At 58.7% G+C, this 26,914-nt stretch carries 22 protein-coding genes, 1 other RNA gene and 1 pseudogene; 5 read left to right on the forward strand and 19 right to left on the reverse strand.

Annotation, left to right across the window (positions count from 1 at the left end; all coding sequences use genetic code 11):
* Positions 1–56 precede the first annotated feature (56 nt).
* The 4 genes from F506_RS09505 to F506_RS09520 form a co-directional block, all read right to left on the reverse strand.
* The gene (locus F506_RS09505) at positions 57–989 is read right to left on the reverse strand and encodes an ABC transporter permease (protein ID WP_053196917.1); all 933 of its coding nucleotides are present in this window, start codon (positions 987–989) and stop codon (positions 57–59) included.
* Positions 986–2,125, reverse strand: a complete 1,140-nt coding sequence (locus F506_RS09510; protein WP_053196919.1) for an ABC transporter permease — start codon at positions 2,123–2,125, stop codon at positions 986–988. The genes F506_RS09505 and F506_RS09510 overlap by 4 nt, the downstream gene beginning before the upstream one ends.
* Positions 2,126–2,154: 29 nt before the next feature.
* On the reverse strand, positions 2,155–3,576 hold the full coding sequence (locus tag F506_RS09515; protein WP_053196921.1) for an amidase: 1,422 nt from the start codon (positions 3,574–3,576) through the stop codon (positions 2,155–2,157).
* A 72-nt stretch (positions 3,577–3,648) separates the two neighbouring features.
* The gene (locus F506_RS09520) at positions 3,649–4,731 is read right to left on the reverse strand and encodes a BMP family ABC transporter substrate-binding protein (RefSeq protein WP_144424163.1); all 1,083 of its coding nucleotides are present in this window, start codon (positions 4,729–4,731) and stop codon (positions 3,649–3,651) included.
* 396 nt (positions 4,732–5,127) lie between these two features.
* Here F506_RS09520 and F506_RS09530 point away from each other — a divergent pair, with 396 nt between their 5' ends.
* The 3 genes from F506_RS09530 to ssrA all read left to right on the forward strand — a co-directional run bounded on the left by F506_RS09530 (position 5,128) and on the right by ssrA (position 6,880).
* Positions 5,128–5,793 (forward strand): GntR family transcriptional regulator, encoded by a 666-nt coding sequence (locus F506_RS09530; protein WP_053196925.1) that lies wholly within the window; start codon positions 5,128–5,130, stop codon positions 5,791–5,793.
* Positions 5,794–6,128: 335 nt separating this feature from the next.
* On the forward strand, positions 6,129–6,359 hold the full coding sequence (locus F506_RS09535; protein ID WP_053196927.1) for a hypothetical protein: 231 nt from the start codon (positions 6,129–6,131) through the stop codon (positions 6,357–6,359).
* Between the two features lie 183 nt (positions 6,360–6,542).
* Positions 6,543–6,880: a transfer-messenger RNA gene (gene ssrA / locus F506_RS22655) on the forward strand.
* Between the two features lie 117 nt (positions 6,881–6,997).
* On the opposite strand, the pseudogene F506_RS23635 reads toward ssrA, so the two are convergent.
* A pseudogene (locus tag F506_RS23635) lies at positions 6,998–7,349 on the reverse strand (IS110 family transposase); the annotation flags it as partial.
* A gap of 265 nt (positions 7,350–7,614) precedes the next feature.
* The gene (locus F506_RS09545) at positions 7,615–11,445 is read right to left on the reverse strand and encodes a hypothetical protein (RefSeq protein WP_144424030.1); all 3,831 of its coding nucleotides are present in this window, start codon (positions 11,443–11,445) and stop codon (positions 7,615–7,617) included.
* 186 nt (positions 11,446–11,631) lie between these two features.
* On the opposite strand from F506_RS09545, the gene F506_RS09550 reads away from it, so the two are divergent.
* On the forward strand, positions 11,632–13,152 hold the full coding sequence (locus tag F506_RS09550; RefSeq protein WP_053196933.1) for a protein kinase domain-containing protein: 1,521 nt from the start codon (positions 11,632–11,634) through the stop codon (positions 13,150–13,152).
* A gap of 428 nt (positions 13,153–13,580) precedes the next feature.
* Here F506_RS09550 and F506_RS09555 read toward each other — a convergent pair whose 3' ends face one another.
* From F506_RS09555 to F506_RS09575, 5 genes are all read right to left on the reverse strand, one after another.
* Positions 13,581–14,102 carry a phosphoribosyltransferase gene (locus F506_RS09555; protein WP_235471448.1) on the reverse strand — a complete coding sequence of 174 codons (522 nt, stop codon included), beginning with the start codon at positions 14,100–14,102 and terminating at the stop codon, positions 13,581–13,583.
* Between the two features lie 29 nt (positions 14,103–14,131).
* Positions 14,132–16,117 carry a hypothetical protein gene (locus tag F506_RS09560; protein ID WP_144424031.1) on the reverse strand — a complete coding sequence of 662 codons (1,986 nt, stop codon included), beginning with the start codon at positions 16,115–16,117 and terminating at the stop codon, positions 14,132–14,134.
* Positions 16,084–16,488 (reverse strand): CesT family type III secretion system chaperone, encoded by a 405-nt coding sequence (locus tag F506_RS09565; RefSeq protein ID WP_053196937.1) that lies wholly within the window; start codon positions 16,486–16,488, stop codon positions 16,084–16,086. The genes F506_RS09560 and F506_RS09565 overlap by 34 nt, the downstream gene beginning before the upstream one ends.
* A 99-nt stretch (positions 16,489–16,587) precedes the next feature.
* Positions 16,588–17,049 (reverse strand): CesT family type III secretion system chaperone, encoded by a 462-nt coding sequence (locus tag F506_RS09570; RefSeq protein WP_053196940.1) that lies wholly within the window; start codon positions 17,047–17,049, stop codon positions 16,588–16,590.
* A 346-nt stretch (positions 17,050–17,395) separates the two neighbouring features.
* On the reverse strand, positions 17,396–18,490 hold the full coding sequence (locus F506_RS09575) for a type IV pilus twitching motility protein PilT (protein ID WP_053196942.1): 1,095 nt from the start codon (positions 18,488–18,490) through the stop codon (positions 17,396–17,398).
* Between the two features lie 238 nt (positions 18,491–18,728).
* On the opposite strand from F506_RS09575, the gene F506_RS09580 reads away from it, so the two are divergent.
* Positions 18,729–19,430, forward strand: coding sequence for a response regulator transcription factor (locus F506_RS09580; RefSeq protein ID WP_053201427.1), 702 nt, complete (start codon positions 18,729–18,731; stop codon positions 19,428–19,430).
* 6 nt (positions 19,431–19,436) lie between these two features.
* Here F506_RS09580 and F506_RS09585 read toward each other — a convergent pair whose 3' ends face one another.
* The 8 genes from F506_RS09585 to pilO2 form a co-directional block, all read right to left on the reverse strand.
* Positions 19,437–19,850, reverse strand: coding sequence for a lytic transglycosylase domain-containing protein (locus F506_RS09585; RefSeq protein ID WP_235471521.1), 414 nt, complete (start codon positions 19,848–19,850; stop codon positions 19,437–19,439).
* 40 nt (positions 19,851–19,890) lie between these two features.
* A complete protein-coding gene (gene pilV / locus F506_RS09590; RefSeq protein ID WP_235471449.1) occupies positions 19,891–21,261 on the reverse strand; it encodes a shufflon system plasmid conjugative transfer pilus tip adhesin PilV in 1,371 nt (456 codons plus the stop codon).
* Between the two features lie 65 nt (positions 21,262–21,326).
* Complete coding sequence (locus F506_RS09595; protein WP_053196948.1) at positions 21,327–21,824, reverse strand: hypothetical protein; 498 nt, start codon at positions 21,822–21,824, stop codon at positions 21,327–21,329.
* A 29-nt stretch (positions 21,825–21,853) separates the two neighbouring features.
* On the reverse strand, positions 21,854–22,414 hold the full coding sequence (locus F506_RS09600; protein WP_053196950.1) for a type 4 pilus major pilin: 561 nt from the start codon (positions 22,412–22,414) through the stop codon (positions 21,854–21,856).
* Positions 22,415–22,439: 25 nt separating this feature from the next.
* A complete protein-coding gene (locus F506_RS09605; protein WP_053196952.1) occupies positions 22,440–23,516 on the reverse strand; it encodes a type II secretion system F family protein in 1,077 nt (358 codons plus the stop codon).
* The gene (locus F506_RS09610) at positions 23,506–25,122 is read right to left on the reverse strand and encodes a GspE/PulE family protein (RefSeq protein WP_053196955.1); all 1,617 of its coding nucleotides are present in this window, start codon (positions 25,120–25,122) and stop codon (positions 23,506–23,508) included. Before F506_RS09610 ends, F506_RS09605 begins: the two co-directional genes overlap by 11 nt.
* Positions 25,119–25,622: a type IV pilus biogenesis protein PilP gene (gene pilP / locus F506_RS09615; protein ID WP_053196957.1), complete on the reverse strand. Its 504-nt coding sequence runs from the start codon at positions 25,620–25,622 to the stop codon at positions 25,119–25,121. The genes F506_RS09610 and pilP overlap by 4 nt, the downstream gene beginning before the upstream one ends.
* A complete protein-coding gene (pilO2, locus tag F506_RS09620; RefSeq protein ID WP_053196959.1) occupies positions 25,612–26,901 on the reverse strand; it encodes a type 4b pilus protein PilO2 in 1,290 nt (429 codons plus the stop codon). The genes pilP and pilO2 overlap by 11 nt, the downstream gene beginning before the upstream one ends.
* Positions 26,902–26,914 lie beyond the last annotated feature (13 nt).

Here is a 26,914-nt window from a genome sequence, read left to right on the forward strand (position 1 = left end):
AAGTGACAGCGGGCGTGGAATGCATCATGCCGCGCCCGCATCGTCACGCAGGTTTTCTAACTGCCGGGAAAGAACGGTTTTCCCAATGATGCCGGTGCATTCTTGCGCATCAGTTGTGGGTCGCGGGAAATCACCACCAGTACTACCACGGTTGCCAGATACGGCAGCGAGGCCAGCAATGGAGTCGGAATACTGAGGACGGGCGAATTTTGCAGTTGAAATTGCAGGGCCATCAATGCGCCAAACAGCAAGGCCCCTAGCAGCAGGCGCCCCGGACGCCAGGTCGCAAACACCACAAGCCCGAGGGCAATCCAGCCCAGACCGACGGTCATTTGCTCCTGCCACAGGTGCAGATACACGACTGAATAATATCCGCCGGCGAGACCTGCCATGATGCCCCCGAACAGGGTGGCACCAAAGCGCACGCGCACTACCGAATAGCCCAGTGCATGCGCGGAATCAGGCGACTCTCCGACCGCGCGCAACACAAGTCCGGCGCGTGTCCGGGTGAGAAACCACCAGATCGCAGGGACAGTGAGCAACGCCAGATAGACGAGCGGCGTTTGATGAAACAAGGCTGGACCAAGCACCGGAATATCTACCAGCAAGGGAATCGACCATGGCGAAATGGTCTGCTGAATGGTCGCAGCGGTAAACGGCTGGCCGACATAAGCCGATAGACCTATACCGAGCATGCTTAATGCCAGACCGACGGCAACCTGATTCGCCAGCATCACCAGCACCAGCAAACCAAACAGCGCCGCCATCAACATGCCAGCCATGCCGGCTGCCAACAAGCCGAGCCATTGATGGCCGCTCACTACCGTTATGGCATAACCGGTCACGGCACCAATGAGCATCATGCCCTCGACGCCGAGGTTGAGTACCCCAGAGCGCTCGCTCACCAGTTCCCCCAAACCGGCCAGCAGTAGCGGCACCGCAATCACCAGCGTGTTTGACAGCAGCACGATCGCTTGTGTTGAGTTCATGGTGCCTGCTCCCCGGCGTACGAGATGGCTGTAGACGCAGTTCGGGTTGCCGGCACCCGGCGCAACCGATAGGTGATCAGCAAATCGCAAGCTAGCAAGGTAAAGAGCAGCAAACCTTGGAATACCGAGCTGATCGATTTGGGTAACTGCAAGGCAGTCTGTCCAGCTTCACCGCCTAAATACAGCAAGGCCATCAACAAACTTGCCAACGCCACGCCGACAGGATGCAGACGACCAACGAAGGCCACGATAATCGCAGTGAAGCCGTAGCCAGGTGACCAGTTTGACTGCAATTGGCCGATGGTGCCGGCTACCTCGCTGACGCCGGCAAGGCCAGCCAAACCGCCACTGCTTAGCAAGGCGAGCCAAACCGCGCCGGCATCGGAAAAGCCGGCGTAACGTGCGGCCATGGGAGCCATTCCTCCGACCGTCATGCGGTACCCCATGAAACTGCGTTGCATGAAAATCCACGCCACTGGCAACACCAGCAATACGATCAGCACCGAACTGTTTAAACGCGTGCCTTCCCAGAATGACCAGTGCCAATCTACCGGCAGCAACGCAAAGGTGGCCTGTTCAGAAAATTCTTTGGTCAATGGAAAATTCATGCCTTGAGGATCGCGCCAGGGACCGCTGACCAGATAGATCAGCAGATTGGCAGCAATATAGGTGAACATCAAACTCACCAGAATTTCATTGGTATTGAAACGGGTGCGCAGCAAGGCCGGTATCGCTGCCCATAGCATGCCTCCGAGAACGCTGGCAGCCAGCATGATCGGCATGATCCAGGCGCCGGAATCCGGCTTGAAGAATAGCGCCACGCCGCTGGCCGCCATGCCACCTACCAGCATCTGGCCTTCGGCGCCGATGTTCCAGATATTGGCACGATAACAAAGCGACAGGCCGATCCCGATCAGGCACAGCGGTGCCGCCTTCAACAGCAGTTCAGCCCAACCGTTGCGGTCGCTCAACGGGTCGATGAAAAAGACCCGCATCGCCGCAGATGGCGACTGGCCGAGTGCGCCGAATACGATCCAGCCGATCACGAACGTGATCACCCCGGCCGCCAGCGGCGAAAGAAATTGCATGACGCGCGAAGGAGATGTTCGCGGTTCCAAGCGAAACGGCAGGAACATGGATCTGCTTTGATAGAGAGGACGGTGCGTCATGGCGTTGCAGTGATTGGAGAGACTTCCCCCGGGAAGAACGGCAGCGCGAATGGCCGGATTTGTTCAAACGCCCGCGCCGCCTGCAATACCCGTTTATCGCCGTGGCGGGGACCGACAATCTGCAAGGCCACCGGCAAGCCGTTGACATCAAATCCACAAGGCACCGCCGCCGCCGGTTGCTGAGTCATGTTGAACATGTAAGTGAACGGACTCCAGTCGAGCCACTCGCGCATGCCGCGCCCCGGCGGTACGTCGCTGCCGCAATCGAAGGCCGTGACCGCCAGTTGCGGCGTTATCAGCAGGTCGAATTTTTCGTGGAACAGGTTCATCTCGCGTCCCATTTCTTCGCGCGCGCCAAATGCGCGGATCAATGTCTGTACGCTATGCCGCGCGCCGCGCTTCGCATTGCGCACCAGGCCTGGATCGAGAAAGGCCTGTTGCTGCGGGCTGAAATTATCCAGGCTAGCCGCCAGGCTGGACTCGTAGATGACTTCAAAAGCCGCGCGAGGATCGGTAAATTCATCTTTCACTTCAGTGACGATGGCACCTTGCTCGACAAATACCTTAAGCGCCTCTTCCACCACCTGCAACACCTCCGGGTCGGCCTGCGCACCGCCCAGTGTACGGCAATAGCCGATGCGCCAGCCGGCGATGCCGGCATCGAGGTCGGCCGCATAACGAGGCTCTGGATCGCCGGTGGCGAGCCATTCACGCGGATCATAGTGCGTGATGGCGTCCATCATCAAGGCCGCTTCAAATACCGTCTTGGTCAGCGGACCGGTGTGCGAACAATTGATCAGCAGTCCTTGCGGATACGCTGGTACGCGGCCATAGGTCGGCTTCAAGCCGAACACGCCGCAGAATGCCGCCGGAATACGGATCGAACCGGCGCCGTCGGAGCCGATGTTGAGTATCGACAGACGCGCCGCCGCAGCAATTGCAGCGCCGCCGCTGCTGCCGCCGCAGTTCTTGTCTGCGTTCCACGGATTGCGGCTTTCGCCGCTCAAGGTGCTGCGCGTGACGCCATTCCAGGAAAATTCACACAGATTGGTTTTGCCAACGAAGACGGCGCCGCCTTCGCGTAGCCGCTGTGCCGCCGGCGCATCTTCGGTGGCCAGCCTTGCGGGGTCGGTAGTGACCGAGCCGCTGCGCGTGGAAAAACCACGCAGGGGCCACTGATCCTTCAACGATGCAGGCAAGCCGTCAAAAGCGCTCAGTGGTGCGCAGGCCAGCCAGCGCTGTTCGGACGCCACGGCTGCTTGCATGGCGCCTTCGTAGTCGACAATCCGGAATGCCTTGTAGAGCGGATCAAGGCGGTCAATACGCGCCAAGAAATCAGCAATCACATGCACCGGCGAAAAATCACCGTTTCGATAACCCGCCAACAGTGCGGGAGCCGACATATCGCAATAGTCCATAACGTCGTTCCTGAGTAGTGACAACAATACCGCCGTGCATGGCTGATGCAGCGGCGAAGCAAGACATCGGATTTACTTGGGCAGGTTGCCTTGAACGCCTTCAACGAACCAATTCATCGGCACCAATTCGGCATCGCTTAAGCTGACACCGGCAGCTACCTTGACGACACCCGCCTGATCTTTGATCGGGCCGGTAAACGGTGACCAGCCTCCAACAATTTTGGCCAATTGCATTTCATACGACTTTATTCCATCCGCAGGAAGCAGTTGGTCATTGACCTTTTCCATGGCGATGGCTTTTTCAGGCATGCCCCACCAGATGTGCTCGCTCTTCCACTTGCCGTCCATGACGTCTTGCACAGCGGTGTTGTAATAGGCCCCCCATTTGATCACCACCGACGCCAGATGCGCCTTGGGAGCAAATTTCTGCATGTCGGAATCCCATCCGAAACCAGATACTCCCTTTTCCTGGGCGGTTTGCAGTACGGTAGTCGAGTCCGTGTTTTGCAATAGCACATCGGCGCCTTGACCGATCAGGGTCTCGGCAGCCTGCTTTTCCTTGCCGGGGTTGTACCAACTGTTGATCCACACTACCTTGGTCTGCACTTTGGGGTTGACTGAGCGAGCGCCCAACGTATAGGCGTTGATGTTGCGCACGACTTCCGGGATTGGAATCGATGCTACAAAACCGAGTGTATTGGTCTTGGTCTTGGCGCCGGCCAGCACTCCGGCCAGGTACGCCCCCTGATACATTCTGACGTCGAAGGCGCCGTAGTTCTTCGCAAGCTTGTAGCCGCTCTGCAGAAATACCGTATTGGGGAAATTCTTGGCCACTTTCAATGCAAAATCCTGAAACCCAAAACTGGTGCCAATGATGATTTTGTTGCCTTTGCTGGCAAGGTCGCGAATCACGCGCTCTGCATCGGCAGACTCAGGCACGTTTTCGACCCGCGTGACTTTCACCTTGCTGCCGAATTTGGCTTCCGCATCCTTCGCGCCCTGATCGTGCGCATAGGTCCAGCCGGCATCGCCGGGATTGCCCAGATAGACGAAGGCAATCGGCAATGGCGAGGGCAATGCCGTTCTCTGAGGCTGCTGGGCTCGGGCCAGGCTGAATCCTGCTGCCAGTATCGTCGCGACGCCGACAATTGCCATTTGGTTGATCCGTGCTCGGTTCATCATCATGTCTTTCTTCCCTTGGGTTGGTAATGTGCCGTCCTTACGCTCGATTGGTGGCAGCACAGTGATTGTTGGTCAACGGAAAGTCCTTACATTGCAAATATCTGGCATTCCAAATATGAAAATCTGGGATGCCAGATATTTCAAGCAAATGGTATGCCAGATTCATATAAAATGTATACCAGTAGAGGATGCGATCGCCTGCGTTGAGTTGACGCAGGCTCCCGGCCAGCAAGCCCCCCTGCATTGCACCGGATTGGCCAAGGGTTCCCGGCAACGGTGCGCGCAAGGGGCCAGGATGGAACGTTCGGCAGAGGGCCACTACACTGACCGCAGTTATGCGATGAGTTCGATGAATCAACGAGGTTGGCAATGAAAACGCAGGAAATACAAGATCGCGTGTTTGACGCGATAGTCAGCAGAAAGCTGGTACCGGGCGCGAAAATCAATGAACGCGAGCTGGCCGATGCCTTCGGCGTAAGCCGCACCATCGTACGCCAGGCCTTGAGCCGCCTTCAGCAGGAAGGACTGGTCACGATTTCGCCTAAACGCGCGACCACAGTTTCCAAGCCGACCATTGAAGAGGCGCATCAGTTGTTCGACGCCATCGCCATGATGGAAGGCGCAGCCATTGAACGGCTGTCCAAGAGCATCAGCACCTCCCAGATGGAGCGCCTCAAACAACATGTCAAGGATGAGCATACGGCCTCCCAAGCGGGCGACCATGAGGTCGCCAACGATCTGGCTCGCGACTTTCATGCTCTGTTTGTCGGCTTCGTCGACAATGCGTTAATCATTAAAGCGCATAGCCAATTACTCAAGCAACAGGCGCTCATCACTGCGTTGTTTAAAACCGATTTTGATTATGACTGCTTGCAGGGCGACCATATGGCAGTGGTGGATTTCTTGGCCGAGGGCAAGGTGCAAGAGGCCAAGGACAAGCTAGCTGACCATTACAAACTGGTGATCCGGGGCTATCAGTTCAAAAATGGCGAGCCCGATGAAGTAAATATACCCTTGATCTTTGGTCCTGCTTGATCTGTACTCCTGCATGATGTGCGCGTTTCTCAGCCTGGCCCGTACCCAAGAGAGAGTTTCCGTTTGCTGGAAGGTAGCCCGCCATGTCGTCCCTATCAGATCGGTTAAATCCAGACCGCCGGCAATCTTGGCGCGCCTCTCAAAGCACCCTTCCCCCAGAAAGCCGAATTGTTGATACCGCTTACGCGCAAGGGCCTTGCCCTTACGCGCCAACCACGTCGATAACGAGTTGCCAGGCTAAATCGAGGATTGCTGAGCAATTGTGAGAATTTTCACGAACCAGCGCCCGGACTGCTGCCACCAAGGAACAACATTCCTTCTTTCTGGGTGCAGACATGAATCTGTTTTTCGAATTCTTCAACGAAGACCCGCATTTCTTCACGATGTTGTGCATCCTCGCGGGCGCATTCCTGTTTGGACTGTTTTATTTCTACGAGGCTGACAAGGAGTACGAACGCCGTGAAGCCAGCGAATGGGAAGAGATTGCAAATACCTTTTCCGATCTGAGCGGAGTAACCGACATTCCCGCCATCCTACGAATCGAGCATGCCACAAAACCTGAGTAAGCCCTGCACTGACCATGCAGCTAAGATACCGCATGTTTGATTACCGCTACGCAGTGCGCTTTGAGCAGCTCGGCCGACCCGGCCGCTACGGTGATCGCTGTGCTACGTACGATCGCTAGATGCGCAGCCGAATTGGCTGGGCGGCGATTGATTGTTCAAGGTTCTTCAATAAGGAACTTCTTCCATTGCACCAACATATAAACAGTATTGGTGTATGCAAAACATCGCGAACTTGAAGGTAAACATCGTTTTGGACGGGGGTTCGATTCCCCCCACCTCCACCAAATGTTGGCATGTTTATGCTCTCGAGAATACGCCTCCATTTGAAGGGGGTGAACAGGTTTCGACAGAGCGATCAGTAACCGGAGATACACCACGTCACGCGTCTGACGTAAATAGCGCAAATCGATAATTGCAAATGAATCGCAATATCTTGCTGTCGGGACCTAAAAACCGATAGCCGAGGAACCGGCCCCTTCGAAAGAAGGCTTGGGAACAGAATGGCCGGACCAACTCTGTCGTTTGCAGCGAGAGAAAAACCGGGCGGAAGCGAGAATTTCGGAGGTTCTCATTATCGGTATCCGTAGAGGGTGCAACCTGTACATTGGGGGCTTTTTCCGGCAAAGAAGCAGGCTCGTGGCAAACAGATGTCTGCCGTTCTTCAATTCCTTCACGTCTCCTGCAGCCGCGACCATCGCCGTCGCGGTAATTGCTTCCAGGCCATCCATTGCCTGAATCTTCTGACACAACGCCGAATTCGCCGTAATGCCCCATCCATTGATTGGTACATCAATGCGTTCTTTCACGACACGAATGTGCTCCGGCAGCTCGATCAAAATAGCGCCGAAGGTACTTCTTATATCGATCTCGCACTGGGCCAGCGCGGAAGGTGCAGCATGTTTGAATGCTACAGGTTTCTGCGCAATGAATACGCTTCGTTACCCGTCCCTCTCCCCTGGTTTGGTTGATCAAGGCTGTACATTGATGTACCCAGCAATTAACGCACGCGCGATCCACCATGTAACTGGAACATCCGTTCAGCCAGGTCAATTCCGAGAATGTCGGATATCCATGACACACCTCCCCGCTTAGATTAGATGAAACGCTGGTTTGATCCTATTTGTCGTGTCGGGGCGGCTGGGTAAATCGACAAAAGAAAAATGGCGTTCTGTCTTAACAGAACGCCATTACCTCGAAAGCGGGGTTTTGGCATGCCACGCTGACCTGCGGCATGGGGAGAGTGAAGCTGGCGCGATTAGGCAGGATAGCTGCTGGTGCCGCGCTGGCCTTCGGTCTTTTGCAGCTTGGCGTAGGTTACGCCGGTGGTCCAGCCGAACTGACGGTTTTCCGAGGTGCGTTCGCTGGTGGTCACCTTCCATGGTTTGAAGGAGTCGGGGCTGCGCAGTACGACATCGCGCTGTTCATCGGTATGCTTGGCCTGCACGGCATTGCCGTGTAGGCGCTCCAGCTCTGCCTTCGCGGCCAGGCCATCCATGACCGCCGCCGGCGACGGATTGAGACAGTTGCTGATCGAGAAGACGTGGCGTGAATTGCCTTCCGACTTTTCCTCGGCCTGCTTCAAGATGTCATACAGCCAACCCTTGGCCACTCGCATCTGCTCATGCACCGGCGGTTTTTCGGCGGCACTCTTGAACAACTGCTCGGCGCCCAAGGCGACCAGTTCACGCTGATTTTGGTTGACTCGATGAACATGATTCTTGATGTTGACGTCCTCGATGTCGATACGGGTATCGACCGCGTTGGTCTCGCCATCGCGCACGATGTAGCGTAGCTTGGTATCTACGCCGCTTTCCTGGAACTGCCGGTGTCCTGACGCCAGGCCACCGTAGGATTCACTGGATTTCGCAGTCGGGTCCATGGCGAACAGCCCATTGACGCTGACCACGCCAGCCTGACCCCAAGCATTGCCGCCGGATAAGGCGTTAGAGCGCGTGACTTCCATCCAGCCCGACTTGTCACTCTGGCGATACAGCTTGCTGCGGCGCTCCGATTTCGAGCCGGCGCCCAGGATCTGGATACGCGAAGCATTGTCGCCGGTACCGCCGGCTAGGGTCAGCGCGGATACATTAGGCGCGATCTCGTTGCGCACGGTTTCTTCGCGATAGGTCCCTACCGCGCTGACCGACAGGTTGCTGTGATTGGCCAGTAATTCGCCGATGAGCTGCGGCATCACCTGCACGCCCTCCTCATCTTCCATGAACTTGCCAATGCGTGTGTCCGGGGCGTTTCCGCGTGGCTTTTCGTCGCGGCCGAGCAAGGTTTGCAATACCGCCAGGGCCTGATCGCGGGTAGCCTCGTCGTCGCCGGCGCGCGGCAGGCGCAGCCATACGCCATTGGTGTCAGAGCGCTCGAAGGTCACGGTCTTGTCGACGCCGCCGCCTGAACTCAAGATGGATTCATAGCCGACCCGGACGCCGACGCCGCCACCGCCCCCCTTCATGGTGCGCTTTTCTGTGCCGACAAAAATCTCGAAACCCGTGGTCGAGAAGCCGATTTCGAATACTGCGCAGCGCGTGGCAGACCCCTTGATTTCGCCACGTATTGGCAGCACCACCGAGATGGTGCCCGGATCGAGCGACAGCGGCCAGGTGAAGGCCTTGGTGCTGCCCCCCATGACGCCGCCTTCGCTGGTCTTGAGCTTGCCGCGCAGTTCGAACTGATAGACCTTGGGCGCCAGATAGTCGTAGAGGTCATCGAGCGAACGGATGTTCTTCACCTCTTCGACCGCCGTCATGGCGCGCATCACCGATATATTGGTCTGCAATTCCCTACCCAGGTCAGCGGAGGATTTTTGCGAGTCATCGATGACGATATGCTCTTTGATGTCATCGAACAGGTCGATTACGTTGTGGGGATTAGCTACCTTTTCGCCATGCGTCTTGATGAAGTCGTTCACGCTAGTAGCGTCGATTTTTGCGTCGGCGGCGAGTAGACGTCCGAGGCGGTTTTGCACCAGATGGGTCAATGCCTGAGCGTCGTCGGCTTCCAGCGAGATGTGGCCTGGGCGCACATCCTTGTTTTCCTTGCTCTTGTCACCCGCCAGCAGAATGCCGCCAAGCATCAGGGCTTGGTCGCCGCTGAGCGAACCAGGAGCGATTGAGCTTACCGCGGTCTGCAAATTGTCGACCGCCTTGCTGGAGGACGGATCCTCGGTGATGACATCCAGCGCTTCTTGCGGCACCAGATCACGCAGGCGTTGCACGGCCTGGCGCAAGTTTTTGTCCAGCCTCGACATCGGGCGAGCCGGCACGTCGTAACCCAGAGTGGAGGTCTTCGAGGCCAGATCCAGTGTCTTATCGCTGAACGGGGTCTTGTCCTTGGAAGGATTGCGCAAGCCTTTTTTCTGTGTGTCGGTAATCCACTCGGTAAGCATCTTCTCCAGACGCTGGTTGACATCGATCAGCTTGGGATCAATCGCGGTGTCGGTATTCTCGGTGGCGGTGAAGAACTTGTTGCGCACGGCGTTGTAGCAGCCGCGCTCTACGTCGGTGCGGCTTTCATAATTGCCTTCTTTCTTGATGGCTTTGGCCGCGTCGTCAGCCGCGCTCAGCGCGGAATAGCGCGGCGTGTCTTCGATATCTCCGTCTCCGTCCCATGCTTCTTCCAGTCGCTTCATGGTGGTTGTGGCGAGCGCTTCGACTCGGAACGCGCTACGCAATTCCTTTGGAATTTCAGCCCCATTGATCTGTTCGGCCGCCAGCAAGCCACCTGGTAGTGACAACACCACCTGCATAGCCTCGCCATGCAGCTCATTCAGATCACTTTCGTCCAGATCACTTTCGGCGCCTTCCATCTCCCAGGCCTTGGCCAATGCACCGATATAGATGTCTACCACCATGGGTGCCGGCATCGCATGCTTCTTGAGATCGAATTCGCTAGTGATGACCTTTTGCAGCTTGTCGCGCACGAAGGCTTGCAGTTGATCCTTGTCTTTGTAGCCTTCCAGTCCGATCAGGCCGGTCAGCGAAGCTTCGACCTCTGTGGCGTTGGCTTCCTTGAGGTCGGCGAGTTCGGTTTCGAGGTCCGCGGCGGTATTGGCCGACAGACGATCCAGCGAGACCTTCATCTTCTCCAGATGACTGATCATCGGATTAGCCTCCTGCAGTGCCTGCAGGCCAAGCGCCACCTTGCGCAGCTCCTGCTGCTTTTCGAGCTGGACCTTCATTTTTGCGAGATCTTCCTTCAGCTTGGCGACATTGCGCCCCAGCTTGACATCGTTCTTGATCCTGTCTTCTTGTTTCTTGATCTTACCTTCGAGCTCTTCGCAGTGTTCCGCGCTTAGCTTGAGCGCCTTCTGCGCCGCATCGGGTGCCTCCGGCAACTGTTTTCTTAAGGACTCTAGCTCGATCTTGGCGGCGTCGTGCTTCAACGCGCCTACCTTGCGATTGTCGCCAGCCTGTTTCAACGCGTCCTGGAGCACCTCGATTAGCTCGCTGGTCTCTTGCCTGAGCAGTTCGATCTTCTTCTGGCGGCGCGCGGTGGACTGCACATTGAGGAAGGTCTGCATGGGAGCGTAGCCGTCTTGCAGCTTTACGTTGGCAAAAGGCGAATTTTTCTTTTGCAGCTTATTGGGCTGCGGTCCCTTACCCAGATGCACCGCCTTGCTGGTATTGGCCTTGACGTTCCCCTTGTCGGGAATGGAAGCCACGTCCGCAGCGGCGCGGCGCAGCATGCTGCCGGCCGAGCGGCTTTTGCTCTTGGCAGCACTGTTGTCAAGCAGCTTGTTGACTTCCTGTTCGATGTTTTCGATATCCTTGCGGAAATCTGTGGTGTTGGCCAGCAGCATCGCCTGCCAGGCGGAGGTGCTGCGTGGCGGGCGTTTTTGCAAAGGATCGTAGGCTTGCTCGATCATCTCTTTGGTCTGTTCGCTGCGTGGTTGTTCGTGCCGCACACTGGTGGCATCGCGGGTTACAAAATAACCCAAGCTTGATTGCTGGGTATGCCCAGCGGGAGTAAAAGCCATGACTGTCTCTCTTATAAATAGGCTCCGTGGCAATGTGCTCCGGCCATCGACCGCACACCATGCCAACTTCGAAACCGTGGTGAATATTCGGTGCGCTTGCATTGAAATGCGCCCCCATCTGTGGAGGTGACGCACCATAAAGTTGCATGGCATCGAAAAAAGTGTCGAGGACGCTCGCCAGTGACAAATCGAATTTGCTGCGTTCAGGAACCCTGACGCGCGCGCATGTGACATATCTGTGACTATTCGCGCCTGAGCGCGCCCACTCACCACCTCATATGAATCATCATGAAATCGACACCTATCGCGGGAAACGATCCTTATTCGCTTTCCAACACTGAACAGCCGCATCCCAACCGGAATGCGGCGCCATCGTCCACGCAGCCGCCGCTGCGCGCATCTCATTCACCTGCCTCCATCACCCGCCAAGGCCAGGGCATTGCGCATCAGCTGCAGAGCGAACATGCCGCCAGCCGTCCGGTCTCCCCGACCATGTCATTGGCGGAACTCAACCAGGCCCTTGACTTGGGCAAGCAACAGGCCATCGCGCATCTCGATGCATGCATGCCGCAAGCCTTCGCCGGCATGCCGATGCGCATGACCACCGCAGACCTGCAGCGTTATCATGCGCAGCACCTGGCGCAGGCCGAGCAAGCGTTCGACCTGACGCGGCTGAGCGCGCAGGCTGAACGCCTGGACGCATCCGCCCCAGACGACGAAAACCACGCTACGCTCAATCTGCAATCAGCCTACGACGAGATCAGCGAGCACCTCACGGCGCTGTATAAGGAAGCTGGCTGGTACATGGACCTGAAAAAGGGTGCCGTCAAGTGGGAAGCTCAAAGCCCGATGGTATGGATACGCCACTGCGACTTCGAGAACCTGAACGCCTTGCCTGGCCCGTCGCATGAAGGTGAGCATGGCACCGTGTCGCCCTATGAAAGCCAGGGCCAGCGCTTTGCCGTCAAGACAGCCAAATCGAGAAACAGCAGCAGTGACGTGCTGACCATCGAATTCGAGGGCTACAAGCGCGTTCTGGACAAAGCCGGCTTGCATCGCAACATGATGGTGCCGATTGGCTTGGGCAAGGTTGACAGGAAGCGTCGACTATTGCTTGGCCATGTCGACGGCCCCAACGGACAGGTGCGTTTCGCCGAACTGCGACAATGCCGGCAGCGTGGCCTGTTGAGCGAGCGTCAATTTCAGAGCGTCTTCAAGTATTTCATGCGGCGCGGTCTGTCGGTGGTGGGCCATCTGGCCGAGGCCGGCATTGTTGGAGGTGATTTCAAACCGGACAACATCGTCTTCGATGCCGAGCATGAGCCCATCTTCGGCGACCTAGGCATGTGGAGCGAAAGCGGCGCCCCGGCCGAGGGAAAGACGCCCATCTACGGCGCGCCGGAAGCCGACCCCGATGACGAACGAGGCGTGACCGCCAGCGCAGACCTGTTCAGCTTGTGTGCGACGACAGTTGCTGCCATGCACGGCGAGCAAGGTTTGTACGTGGTCGAGGAAGGGCACACCAAGCTGGTCTGGCCCAATCTGGTCTATAACCATTCGCCAAGTCAAACGCCGTCGGTACGTCATCCTGCCTCCGAAGACACGCCGCGTGGCCAGTTCTTTTCGGTGGCGATGAAGCTCGATCCAGATCAGCGTATTTCGCTGGCCGCGGCGCGTCAGCACCCTTATCTTAATACCACCGATACCGGCGCCCCGGAAATGAGCGACGACGACGTCAAGGCGATGATGAGCGACGCGTTGGAGCAACTGCACCAGCAACTGCAGCAAGAACAACAACAGGCCGCCTGATCATAGCCCTAACCGTTGCCTTTTCATCTGTATTGCGCAGGCCGCCTTCCTGACGGCCTTTTTCAGGAAATCGCCAGTGAGGCCATCATCCTTTCCCGGCCTCCCTGGCGCGCCGGCTGACGGGCATTTCCCGGCCTCAACTTGCTGCGCGTCGCTGTTGCGCTAATCCGCCGCATTGCTGAGAAATTGAGGGAATTTTCACGAAACAGCAAGCGGATTGCTGGCGCCAGAAAACAACTTGCCCATGCCGAGAAGACGCCAGGGTAATCCCCTCCTGCTTTCCTGAGCGGGTCTGGTTTCATCCCGCCCGGCAAAAAAGAGAAATGCAGGCCCGCTGCAGGGGCGCACGCAATCCCGCTACGCTACCTCCGCCCGGAACATCCACGACCCAAAATGGCACGGTTTTCAACAGGCAAACATGTGACGCATCAAGCGATCTGCGTTTCTTGCGTCAAGGGCATTTCCGACTCCCTCTGGTATTCCCAGGGCCAACGTAAATAGGTGCCGGCGTCCATGCTCATGCTGTAGTCAGGGCGGTACATCTCGGTGCCTTCGCAACGATAGACGCTGTAGGTTCTGACCCGATTGCCCAACGCTTCACAATATGCTTTGGCTCTCTCGAACGTCCAACCGCTGCCGCAGACATCGTCGATCAGCAGGATATCGTGTCCGCGCGGTGCTCGCCCCTCCCCGCCAATGAAGCTGGGAGCAGGATTGCTCCGGCTGCACAAGAGGTAATCCAACGGCAGCCCGGTCTTGCGCGCCAACAAGGCGGCGATCGGACTGCCGGCACGCAAGATCGCCACCAGTAAGGTGCTGTGCGCTCTCACCGTTGCATGCGTACGCTCGATCATGGCGTCGATTTCCTGCCACTGGACATGCGCGGTCCGCGCAAACTGCATCCATTCGGGCGGCTGGTCCCGCGTCAGGTCAAGCATGATGATGCCCATCTTCCAAGCGCGCCGCCGACGGCAATGTCTCAGGCATCATCCTTGCCTCCGCGTCGGGTGGGCACATCGCTCCACGGAGAACTGACATCCTGCCCATCGCCGTACCTGTGTTCCGAGTCGGCAATCACGCCGGTCTGCCGCGGTTGCCTTCCCGTAGCGTCAAGCGCCATCTGCGACGCGAGCTGGCGCGACTCGGGAAATTCCTCAAAAAAATTGTCCTCATCAAAATCGACCAGCGAGAAATCAGGCTCATTCGTCCAGGGATTCTGCGGCGTGACCGACAATGGTGTCGCCATGCGCGGAGACATCGCTTCCTCATGTCGGGTTCGTTCGAACGTCGACTGTTGCCGTTGTGCCGGTTTTTTGGCTGGAAGCAGCTGTGCGTACGCGGCCAATCTGGCAGCCTCGTCATACTCAAAACCGGCATTATCTTCAGTCTGATCCGCGATCTGCTGCTTCATGTCTGTTTCGTAGTAGCCGGCGAATGCATCCGATGGCAGTGTCCGCTCCTGCGTTGCCTCTTTCAATTCCTCGTCCTGCAGCTCCTGCTGTTCCTGCAGCGCTTCGCGCAACCGGCCCTGGACCGCGGCGCGATTCATGTTGGCGATGAAATTTGCGTTGTCGCGCTTGGCCGCATGATAGGCACGGCGGCCTTCCCCCTGCCGCGCTTCCGGATGGCCGGGATCGCCTGCGGTCTGCTCGGCCCATCGGGCCCGTTTACCGTGGTACACGGCCGACAAGTGAGGCTTGACGTTGGCCAGGGATACCAGAAATGACGCGGCTTTGCGCCGCTTGCTCATGCTGTCGCCGGCTTCCGCCGGTGCGGACACGGTCGTAGAACTTCCTGCCGACCGGACTGATGCGGTCTCGCTGCCATTCTCCTCCAGAGCGCCGGGCCTGGCGAAGTAGGTGTTGAGTTTGCGCGCCAGGTAACTGGTTCTGCGCGGCGGTGCGCCGGTTTCACCCTGCACCGGGCGGTAGCCTTTCGGCACGAGCTGTTGCTCGACGTCGGCGCTTCGTCGCGAGCCGATGTCGTTGAAGGCGTGGGTCAGCGCGATGTTGCCGTCCAGTGCGGCGCTGCCCAGATGTCGCTGGTCGCGCGCCTTGTCTGCCGCGCGGGAAAAACTGTCGCGTTCTTCACTTTGCGCCGGCGCCAGTGTCGCGGCCATGGCGTACATGCCCTGCTTGCCGAGCTGGAATCCGTTGCTGACGCCGATTGCGCCATACTGGATGCTGCGCTTGAGCGCCCGCACCGTTCCCATATCGCCGTTGTCATGCTGTCGGCTCGCTGCCGTCGCGACCCGCTGTCGCAGCTGTCCAGGCGTGGCGTAATTGCCTGCAACCGCATGGAAGTCGTCATTGCGCAGGTATCGCTTGTCATGCCTCGGCAAGGTGTGCTGCGCCAATCCGCCGGAGGGCTCGAATCCCTTGTCTTCCAGATCTGACTGAAAGAGGCGTGTACTTTCGGCAACGACATCGTCCAGTTTGCCCGGTTCGGCGGCATTGATCGTTTTCTTGTAGTTCAGGCGTTCATGCTTGAGATCTGTCTTCAGCTTCAGCGACGCCTGGCTCGACTGCCGCTTCTCTTCCGCCGCTGCCTTCTTTTCCTGATCGCCGGACATCTTTTCGAAACCAGCGCGACAATTGATGCTTGCGCCCTGCACGCCCGATCTCACCCGGTTACCGGCGCCGCGCAACGTCAGATCCGTCTGCCGCATCGATTTGATGAAGCCGCCGAATCCGCGCACCAGCTTGTTGTCGCTTTGCAGGAATCGATTGGAAAGCTTGTTGCTCGCGGTCGGAACGAACGTGCCTCGCTGCGCGGTCTTCATCTGGGTGGCGTCGCCTTCCAGATGGTAATAGTGTTGGTTGGGATTGGAAATGCCAAAGGGCATGATGCTCTCCTGGTGCGAGGCGGCGCTGGAAGATCCGGCGTTGATGAATGAAAATGTCAGGACGAAAAGGAAGAGGAAGAATGAGATCAGGCCGCATCCAGAAAGTGATGCAGACGCCATTGCTTAGCCTGGTCGACCAGACTGTTCATCAGATGGATCAGTTGTTCCGGATCGACTTCGCCGAGGCGATAGTGATACCCCAGCGTCACCGCCTTCGACGGCGACAACATGAAGGCCGGCGAATGACTGCCGTACATCGCCAGGTTGAATTCCAACAGTACCTCATAGGCCTTCAGCAACCGGTCTTGCGGCGGCGGGCCGAAATCGCAGTAAACGACAACGTGGTCGGGTTCCGCGTCCTCGTCGTAACCGAGATAAAAATCCACCCCGTCCATCTGGATGGGGTGGCCTGCCATGAGTCGCTCCGGCTCGGCCAGATTGGCCAACCGGCAAAAACCGTTGGCAAGTTCAACGAACATCTCTTTGGACATGGTATTTTTCCTCTGCTGAATAGGCCGACGGCGGCGTCTGTCGCCTGTATGTGGAACCTCGACCCTCAAGGGTTCCCGCTGCCGCCCTGTGCGCCGGCATCAGTTTTCCGAGGCGGCAAGCAAACGATGCTGCGTCTTCGAGCGCACCTTGCGCCTCCCATCAAGGAAATATGTCTTCTGCCATCGCCTGGCCTGTGCCGAAAAATGCACGAAGGCCGCCAGCAATTTCCGCGCATCGATGCCCGCCAGCCTGGCCCGGCCTGTCAGCATGACGTGATCGGTCTCAGAATTGACTGCGAACGCGGGCGTGTCGACGCCGAACATCAATAGATTGCACTCGAGCAGGCACTGCAGGATCTCGGCGCGGTCGGGCGTGTCGGGAAGCGCGCCGAAGTCGCACAAGTACGCCACGGTGCCGGCGTCCAGTCCCGACCCCTCCATCAACGTGAAGATGACACCGTCCAGTTCCAGCCGGGCGTGGTCACGTTGTCCGACGGGGCGAGGAACGTTCGCCAGCGCGGCGATGGCGTCCACGAAGCTGCGGAAGATGTGGTTCTCCATGGGTCAGTCTTTCACTTGTTGCCGCGTCCTAATGGGTCGCCGCCACGGATGGTCGGTTCCACGCCTGGCCCGAGATTATTTTTATTGCATTTCCGTCATCTTCCGGTGGCGAAGCGACAATGGAGCCACAATGGAACAAGCGTTTGATAGTCTTTTCTAATCGTCGTCTTTGATTAATACCATCGGTTTATCGTCCGTAGAATCAATGGCACACGGCAATTTTGCGTTAACATGGACGAAATCAGCTGTCGCAAAAGACAGCGTCAAAAATAGTGAAAATCAAAGAGACAAAGGGACGGGAAACATTGCCCCTGAAGAGAGCCGGCGAACTATCCGGAGACCTCTCTTATCGTTTGCTGTTAAGCATGTCATGCAGTTCCAGCCTGTTATAGGCCACCCGCAAGGCATCGCGTGCGCTGATGGACTTCTTTGTCGCCAATTGCAGCAGGACTTCGTTCAGGTTGCGCGACATATTGTCTTCTTTGCGCTTCATGAATTCGGCGATCAGGTGCATCTTGCTGGCGTCTAGCATATACGGCGATATCTGTTGATAGGTGTTGAATACCATTTCGCTTGCCATGACGTGGTTCTCCCCGTCCTCCGAAGGCAGGAGGCTTTGGAATATGACGCCGACCAGCGAATCGGCCAGCGTTGCAGCGCGCTGGTTGCGCTGGTCTTGCGGAAAGAAACTCAGCAACTTGGTGATGGCGCGAACGGCGCTGCTGGTATGTAAGGTTGCCAACACAAGATGTCCCGACTCGCCGGCGTGCAGTACGGTGTCCGCCGTGTCGAAATCGCGTATTTCACCGACCATGAGCACGTCCGGCTTTTGACGGAGGGCTTCGCGCAGGCCGCTGGAAAAACTGGCAGTGTCGGTCGGCACTTCTTTCTGGGAAATGATTGACTGCTTGCGACGCAGTTCGTATTCGATCGGCTCTTCTATGGTGACGATATGCCCTTGCCGCGTGGTGTTGATGTAATCGAGCATGGCGGCAATGGTGGTGGTCTTTCCGGCGCCGGTCGGTCCGGTGATCAGGATGATGCCTTTGGTGGCTTCCATCATGGTCCTGACATAGACCGGCAGACCGGTTTGCTCCAACGTGAGCGGCTGCAAGGGGAAACGCCGCATCGACACCGCCACCCGATTGCCGCGCTCCATCCGGTAGATGTTGCAGCGCAACCGCCAGTCTTCCAGTACATGAGGGCAATCCAGCGCCTTGTCGACGATCTTGTCTTCCCAGTCGTCGTCGATGGCGGTGAGCAAGGGCCGCATGTCCGCGATCGTGACCGCCCGCTCCCCGACCGGGATCCATCCGCGGGGAGTTTTGATCATGATGATTTCATTTTGCTCGATATGGATGTCGGAAAAGGCTTGGCGCGCCTTCATCAGCGAAAGGATTTCTTGCTGGAGGTCGCGCGTCCGAAAGGGATTGTTTGACATTCAGGCACCTGAATTCTGAAAAATGTTTTGGAACGGAGTACTTGCTTCAACGGCCGGCTTTCTGCTTTGTGAAGCGGCAGACAACATGATGTCCGATGAAAGGAGATGCACATGAACGCCTGTATCTGATCGTCGAAACGAAACGCACTATTTGGAGTCCCTTCCCGCGACAATCCTGGATCTGCATGAATAAAACAAAAAATTCCGGCGATGCAATGCAACTCAATTGGTCCCGATCATGAAAATTGCCTGTTACATCCGCAACATCTTTGCCTTGGAACAAGTACAGACCTGCTTGCAACGGTCAGGCTTTGAATCAATTCATTTCGATTCCGAAATCTCGCTCTTGCGCACCCTGAAACGACATGCCTTTGATATTGTCGTCATCGACATTGCCAACGCTGCATCCGAGGGCGACAGCATTTTTTCCTGGCTCAACGTCCGCACCGAGCGCATACCGACATTGATATTGTCCCCGCTGCGCACCGCAGAGCTGGTGGCGCAAGCGATCGACAAAGGCGCAGACGACTTCCTGCTGCGGCCTTTCGAGTCGATCGAACTGATCCTCCGCATCAATACGCTGATACGGCGCTGCATCTCTTCCGGCGTACCTCGCACCGTCGAATTTGCCGGATTCTCGCTCGACTGCGATACGGCGCAATTCAGCTTCCGGGGCAAGCCGATTGCTCTGACCACCCGCGAGTTCTGCATGGCCTGGCTGTTCTTTTCCTCACCAGGGAGGTCTATTTCACGCGAGGCCCTCGGAAACGCGATCGGTAATCCAGAAAACGAAGTCCCCGGCAGAATCATCGAGCAGCACATCTGCAGCCTGCGCAAGAAACTCGTCGTCGACGACCGCCAGGTCGTCATGATCCGTACCGCCTGCAGCCACGGCTATCGGCTGGAGCTTTGCAGCGGCAACGACGCAGCGAACTCGTGATACCAGTCAACGTCCGGCCAATACCTCGGTCGGGATGTTCCGGTATACCTTACGCGCATACTTCAGGCGCAATTGAGGATTGTGTGCGTTGTAAGCACCGACCGCTTCCCAGGTGGTTCCGAGCCTTTGCATGTTCTGCGACAGGATCCACGCACCCACTTGCAGATTGATGCAAGGATCCTTCAAGGTCTTCTCGTCGACGCCGTATTTCTTCAACGTCGGCAGCCAGCTGCTGTTGATCTGCATCAGGCCGATATCGTACGAGCCGTTCTTGTTCCGGTTCATCGCCACGGGGTTGAGGTTCGACTCCGTCTTGGCGATCGCATACAAGAGATGGACGTTCACGCCATACCAGGCCGCCACCTCTTCCCAGCAAGCGCTGGCCGGCACGCAGAAGCACAGTGAAGCGGCCGTCAGCATCGGTTGCAGCAGCCGCAACCTTCTGTCGAGGAAAAATTTCTTAAGGGCTATAAGTACCATTTGCATATCTCATTGTCTTGTCCGCGCCGCAAATGAGCGGCCGGTAATTCGCATCCATGACGATCGTGCCCATCGGGTAGTTGATATAGGACGTTGCATCGATCGGATCGTATTGAAGGTAGTGGCAAGGAGTTCCGGGCGTCATGACGGTAAAAATCGTAATGGCCTCGCTCTCCATCCAACGGAGTGCCTGGACGCCTTGCGCCACCACGTTGTGGCTGGCATTGACGTCGAAGCTGTTGACGGCGTGCACGGCGTTGACGTCGTAACCCGCCCACATGGACCCTCCTGAACTAATGTCTCCGGAGGCGGTGATAGTTCCACCGGCGCTGATATTTTGCGACGCCGCGACGCGCCGCGCCGTGATGTCTTGCGAGGCATCCAGGGTGGTCGTCGTGATGCGCCCGGGCACATCGAAGTTGCCGTCCTGATCGATCGCCAGCGGACGCCAAGAAGAACCGTCGTACATGAACGCCCGCGCCAGCGACGTCACCATTCGCACGTCGCCCACCGAACCCGAAGGCAACGACGCATAGGTAGATACCGGCTCCTTCCATTGCGAGTAGCTCGACCAGACGCCTCCGCTCGAGCAGGTCAACAGCGCGCGCGTGCCGCTGTCCAGAGCGACGCCTGGTTCCGCCACTCCGCTGGCGTTGAGACACGATGCGCCATTGGAGACCAGCGCGGCGTTGGCCATGCGGATCGGCGTGTTCATCCGGTTCAGCTCGGGATGGCCTGGCACCGCGTTGCGATAAAGGTAGTCGGTCGACAACATGCCGCTGCCGTCTGTAAACAGGTTCGATACCAGGTGGCCGCCGTCGGCCGCGCCGCCGGACAACGCGCTGGCGCTGGGACAAGCGGTGGAACGATACGCCGAGGTGTTGAGGCTCCAGGTGGCGCCCTTGGCATTGGCAGTATCGCCGGTGCTGATATAGCCGCCTCCCGGGCCGGCATTCATCGCCGCCGCAGGCAGGTCTTTTTCGGGAATGACGCCGCCGCCGGTGGTCACCACCAGCACGTCGAATTTGCCGGGAGCGCCTGCAGGATCGGGCTGACGCACCAGCACGCAAGGCGTCTGCCGGTAAACATTGGTGGCCGCCATGCCGCCGGGCAGGAACCTGCCGGTCTTCAGTTGCGCCAGCGATACCGTCGCCACGGACGCTGCCGTTGGCGTCAGGCCTTGCAGCGTCGCGGCATTGGCGCTGATGTATTTTTCCGCGGCGGCCGCCACTTGCGACTGGTAGTAACCGGCCTGCTGGCCCTTCATGTCGTCCACCGAACCATCCATCATCGTCGACAGTCCCAGCAGGATCATCGTGCCGATCGCCAGCGCGCCCAACAATTCGATCATTGCGATGCCGCGTTGTCGGTGTTGGGGATGCCGCCGGGGCAACCGGGAAAAACGTAAGGAGGTCGTCATTTTGTCATCGCAATCCATACTGGAGCGCCGTCGGGAACAGACTTTCCCGTCAACGCCGATAGCGGAATATTGGTGTCGCCGAACAACGGCGACTGCAGGGTCGATGCCGTGGCCTGGTAGGTGCCGACAAGGATGGACTGGTGCGATACCCCGACCAGTTCGCCGACAATGTTCTGCGCCGGCAACGACGATGCATAGATGTAGATGATGCCTGCGGCATCGCGGTAGTTGTTCCAGATCGCAGAGCTCGTACCTTGCGCCATCCGCGTCCATCCGGGTAACGCGCCGCTTGCCGCCAGCGTGGCGTAGCTGACGCTGGCGTCATGGATGTCGTAGATCTCGAAATAACGGATGACAGCCTCGCGGTACATCGCCATTTCCCTGGCCAGGCTGATCACCGCCTGGTGCTGCAGCCGGTCGCCGGTTTGCAGGCTGCGCGTGGCATACGCTCCCGCCACCGCCAGCATCACCGCCAATACCGCGATATTCCACATGGCATCCTCCAGTCCCTGCTTTCGGCGCGTCAGACGCCCTTGAAGGTCAGCGTATTTCCGGCGTTGGTGGTAACCGTGCAGGTCCCCGTCGCCGCCGAAGTGGTCACGGGGAAGGTGGTGATCGTCGTGGTGCCGGCGATCGAGACCCAGCCGTTGGCACCGCTCAGCATGTTGACGCAGACGTCTTGCGGCACCGCCTGGTACACGAGGTTGAAGCCGTTGCTGGACGAATCGGCGCTGGCCGTCACCGCGCCGCCCCAGCTGTTGGTGACGGTACCGTCCGCCGCCTTGATCAGGGTACCCGGCACGGCGTTGGCCGCCACCAGTCCGGGCATGATGTCGGCGGGATAAACCTGGCCGATATACAACTTGCGGATTGCAGTTCTGAGGGCGATGACTTCTTCATTGGCCTGGTTGGACTTGGCGCTGCTGAAAGCGCCTGTCAGCAACGACACCGCACCCAGCACCACCAGCGCCGCGATGCCGAGGTAGGCGATGCCTTCCAGCAGCGAGGCGCCGCGCTGGCGCGCCAGCTTGCTGTCGTTGCGCAAAGGAGAATTCTTCAGGCTCAAAGCAGGTATACGTTTCATGGTGCATTCCTCTAAAAGTCAGATTTCAATGAACGCTGCGCGTGATGGCAGCAATTTCCTGCTGGATGCCGAAAAATCCGGTAACCAGCCAGCCTATGACCACCGCCAGCACGACGATGGAAATTCCGTTCAGCAGCTTCATCCTCAGCGATATGATTTCCACCCCCTCTTCCATCCATTCATCCGCCATCAGTTTCAGGGCCTCGGCGAATCCTCTGTATTCGGCATAGACGCAAAGATCGTCGATGACCTCACGGGAAGGAAACTCATATCCCGCATTGCGCAGCGCCTCGCCGCAGTTCAGGCCGGAACGCACGCCCAGCAAGGCGCCCGCCAGCCGTTCGCGCAGCCACGGATGCGCCATGTCGGCCAGGCGCATCAGTGCTTTCTCTACCGTCACGCCGGCCGACTGCAGCGCTGCGAACGCCATCAGGAAGCTGCTTCCTTCCTTCAACCGGTAGATCGAATATGGCGGATAACGGTCCGCGAAGATGCGCAAGCTGCCGCGCCAGCGCGGCATCGACAGGATCAGCAGGACAAACAACGCTACCACCCCGGCGATCGACACCAGCATCCATTGCTGCACCCATTCGGACATCAGGTACAACGACCTGGCGGGACCGTGCCAGGTGGTCGGATCGATCATGCGGGTAAATTGCGGGATCACCTGCGTGCCGAACAGATAAATGTAGACCGCCGTCAGGCACAGCACCGTGATGGGATACGCAATGCCGCCGAGGATCACGCTGTTGATCTTCTTACCGGCCTGCACCACCGTGACCACCGACAGCAACGCCGTCTCGAGTCGGCCGGATTGCTCCCCGGCCATCAGGATCATCTGCTCGGACTTCGGCACCCAGGGTTCCAGTCCTTCCGACAGCAAGCGGCCGTTCTGCACCGTGCGGCGGCAATCGTCGAGGATAATCGCCAACGGCTCCTTGGACTTCTTGCCCTGCTCCGAAGCGCGTGCATGCAGCTCCTCCAGTATTTTCAGCAAGGGCAGTCCGTTCGACAGCATTTTGGCGATCTTGCGATACAGGCGTAGGCGTACCGTATCGATGAATTGCGTCCTGGCCCACCAGCGGTTGATGTCAGGTAGCATTGCCGCCCTCCACCACATGCAAGGCCGGCGCCGGCAGCTGGGCAGCGGTGCTGAAATAGCCCACCACCTTCTCCGCCATGCGCGGATCGATCAGGCCGGCCGCGACTTTCTCGATAGCGTGGTCCAGCATGGTGCGGCCGCCCAGCTCGCGCAGCCAGTAGTTGGTGGCCAGCGTCTTCTCGCCCAGGCGCACATAACGGAAAAACTCGTCGTCGGGGATGATTATTTCCGCCACCACGGTGCGGCCGATGGTGCCGTGATGCCCGCAGGTCGGACAGCCGGGGCCGAGTATGCATACTCCCTCCAGCGCAGGCGAGACCGCTTGCTTGACGCGCGCCAGCACAGCTGGCGGCAGCTGGTCCTGGTGCGTCGCCAGCGGCAGCCGGCAGTCCTGGCACAAGGTCTTCACCAGGCGCTGGCTGATCAGCCCGGTCACGACCGTATAGTCTGCCGTCAGGTTGGGCGGCAGGCCCAGGTCCGTCAGCCGGTCCATGATGGCCAGCGCGCTGTTGGCGTGCACCGTGGTCCACACCTGGTGACCGGTCATGGAGGCCCGCAGGGCGTTTTGCGCCGACGCCTTGTCGCGCACCTCGCCGATCATGATGGTGTCGGGATCGAGCCGCATGGCGTTGGAGATCGCGGCGGCGAACAGGCGCGAACGCTCCTCTTCTGTACCGGCGTTGGTGACGGCGGTCTGCACCGCACCCTCGATCGGGTATTCCACCGGATCTTCGATCGTCAGCACGTGCATTTTGCCGCCGGCCTCGATGATCTCGCCGGTCAGGATACGTTGCAGCGTGGTCGATTTGCCCGAGCCGGTCGGTCCGCTGATGATGTTGATTCCGACCGGCTGCTCCTTGAGGTGTTGCAGGGCGGCCGCGTGCGCATCGGAAAAGCCGAGGGGCCGCAGATCTGTGTTTTCGCCGGCGTCGTTGTACAGCAGGCGCAGCACCATCACGCTGCCCTCGTTGGTCGGCACCGTGGCGATGCGTACGCCATACAATCCCGGCGGTAATTTGTCGCGGTCGGCGATGCTGGCGTCCTGTCGCTCGGTCGGCTTGTAGGAGCTGTCAGAGACCGACGTCATGGCGCCGTACATTGTAGCCAGCAGCCGTTCGCCGTATTCACGCGTCTGGCCGCCAACGGGCACCAGGTCGTTGTGGATGCGGAAGTAGATTTCGGTGCAGTTCTTCCGTACCCGGATATGCACGTCGGAAGCACGGGCACGCCAAGCCTTAGTCAAGAGGTCCTTGGCCGTGACCTGCATCATCGAATGTTCCTGATGACGGTCCGCCACAGATGAATTGCTGTTCTGGTTGATGCGACTGATTACCTCGACCGAGGTGAACACCACATGGTGCTTGCGCCCCATGCGTTCCAGCCGGCCCTGATAGGACATCACGTGCGGATTCAGGTTTTGCCCCGCCACTACCAGTAGCCTGCCGTCAGCCAGCAGGCACAGCAGCTTTCGCTCCTCCTCGCTGGCTTCGAATGCGCCGGTGTTGCTGAGGATGTCGGCGCTGCTGACATCGTTGATGTCGGCGAACGACATGTTGTAGGTATGCTGCTGCGTCTGCTCGTTATGCCTCGCGATGCGCAGTTTCATCTTGCCGCTCCCCGCAGCTGCGGCGCAGGCAAGGACAAGCCTGGGCCGGGGAAGCTCGGATTGAAACCGTTGTTGACCTGGCTGTAGGTCGCCAGGCGGACGCGCTGATTGTTCTTCGATTGCGCCACCACCTCGCGCGGTCCGATCGATACGATCTTCATACCGGTCGCAAGCGTGTCGCCTTGCTGAACATCGACGATGCTGCCGTCGCTCAGCTGCAGCGTGGCGAACATGCGGCTGCCGATACCCTCGATGGCGCGGATCACCGGATCACCAACCACGGTGGTCTGGGTGATGGCCGAAGTGATGCTTTGCTTGGCCGCGATCTCGTTCTGCTTGCCGACGATATTGGCCTGCACCTCCAGCTGTTTCTCTCGCGCCTTGAGCACCAGCGTCTCCGCCTCGATTCTCGTCAAGCTGTCCGACGTGCTTTCGGCGCGCGCGCCGGCCCCCGCCAACCCGACCCATATTGCGAATGGGATCACCAGTTTATTTTGCATAGATCGTTCCCTCCAATAGCCATTCGGAACCGCGATAAGTCAGCTTCTCGATCCGGACTCCCGGACGAGCAAGAATCGATGCGATCGCCTCGGGCTCGACCCCGTGCGCGTTCAGCATGAATGAAAAGGATTTCCAGCTCGGTCGCCACTGGCCGGCCTGCCCGCCGGCGCCGGCTTGCGGCGTCGCTTGCCCCTTGCGCGGATCGATCTCCGCGATCCTGGCCGACAACCCCATCAACTGCAGCGGCGACACAATCGACTCCAGCAGGCTGCGCTGTTCGACCAGCGCGTCGTTGACGCCGGCCTGGGTCTTGAGCGCCTTCACGTAAGTCGCCTTGTCGCCGCTCGGGTCTACCAGCGCTCCCGGCACCTGTTCATGCAGCATGGCCACCGTCGAATTGCCGCGCGACCAGGCGTAGCTCTGCTGGTCGGCCGTGCAGCTGTAGGAGTCGAGCAGCCAGCCGCCGGCGGTGATATGGCCAAAATGTGCGTGACAGGAGCGCACCAAGGCCAGCGGAACCGGCTTGCCGGTCCACGGCCGCGACGCCGCCGACTGTTCGCGCAACATGTTCTCGCGTGCCGCGGCGATAGCGCGGTCGCGCGCCTGCTCTTCCTGCTTTTGCTGGTAGTAGCGATAACCGTACATGCCGCCGACGGCGACCAGACCGGCCACCGTCGCCGCCGCCATCGCCTTGGCCCAGGCCGGCGTGCCGTCGATCTGACGCAGTCCCCACCAGGCATGCACCCGGATCGAACCATCCTTGCGATGCGGGATGAAGCTCCGGATATCGCGCGCGTTGAAATTGTGGAAATCGAGATCGGCCAGCGTGCTGTCGCCGATGATGACGTTCCAGCCTCCCATCGCATAGTCGCTTTGCAAGCGCTCCATCACCTCCTGGCGCGGACCGGCGAAATCGCCGTTGGGCAGGAAATTGGCGTCGCGCACCGCAAAATACGCCCACATTCCGTCCGGCAGTTCGAAGGCGCCCAGCCAGTTATGCACCGGCTGCTGTTCGCCGTCGTAGAAGGCGCCTTCCAGCGCCAGCGTCTTGGAAACGACCGCAGCGAGAGAGAACATGCCTCTGCGCACGCCCTCCTTGCTCTGTGCAAAACCGGCCTGGGCGGTTGAATGGTCCATGCGGATGACCATCAGGTCGGAGTCGATCTTGCGGCCAAGGTCGGCCGCCTCCCTGGCCAGCTCGCGCGGACGGGACAGCGACTGCCAGAACAGACCGCATACGAACTTGTGCTTCTCTATCTGGGTGATGTGCAATGCCATGGCGCGCCCGCTA

The sequence above is a fragment of the Herbaspirillum hiltneri N3 genome (genome assembly GCF_001267925.1).
In the GTDB taxonomy this organism is placed as follows: domain Bacteria; phylum Pseudomonadota; class Gammaproteobacteria; order Burkholderiales; family Burkholderiaceae_D; genus Herbaspirillum; species Herbaspirillum hiltneri.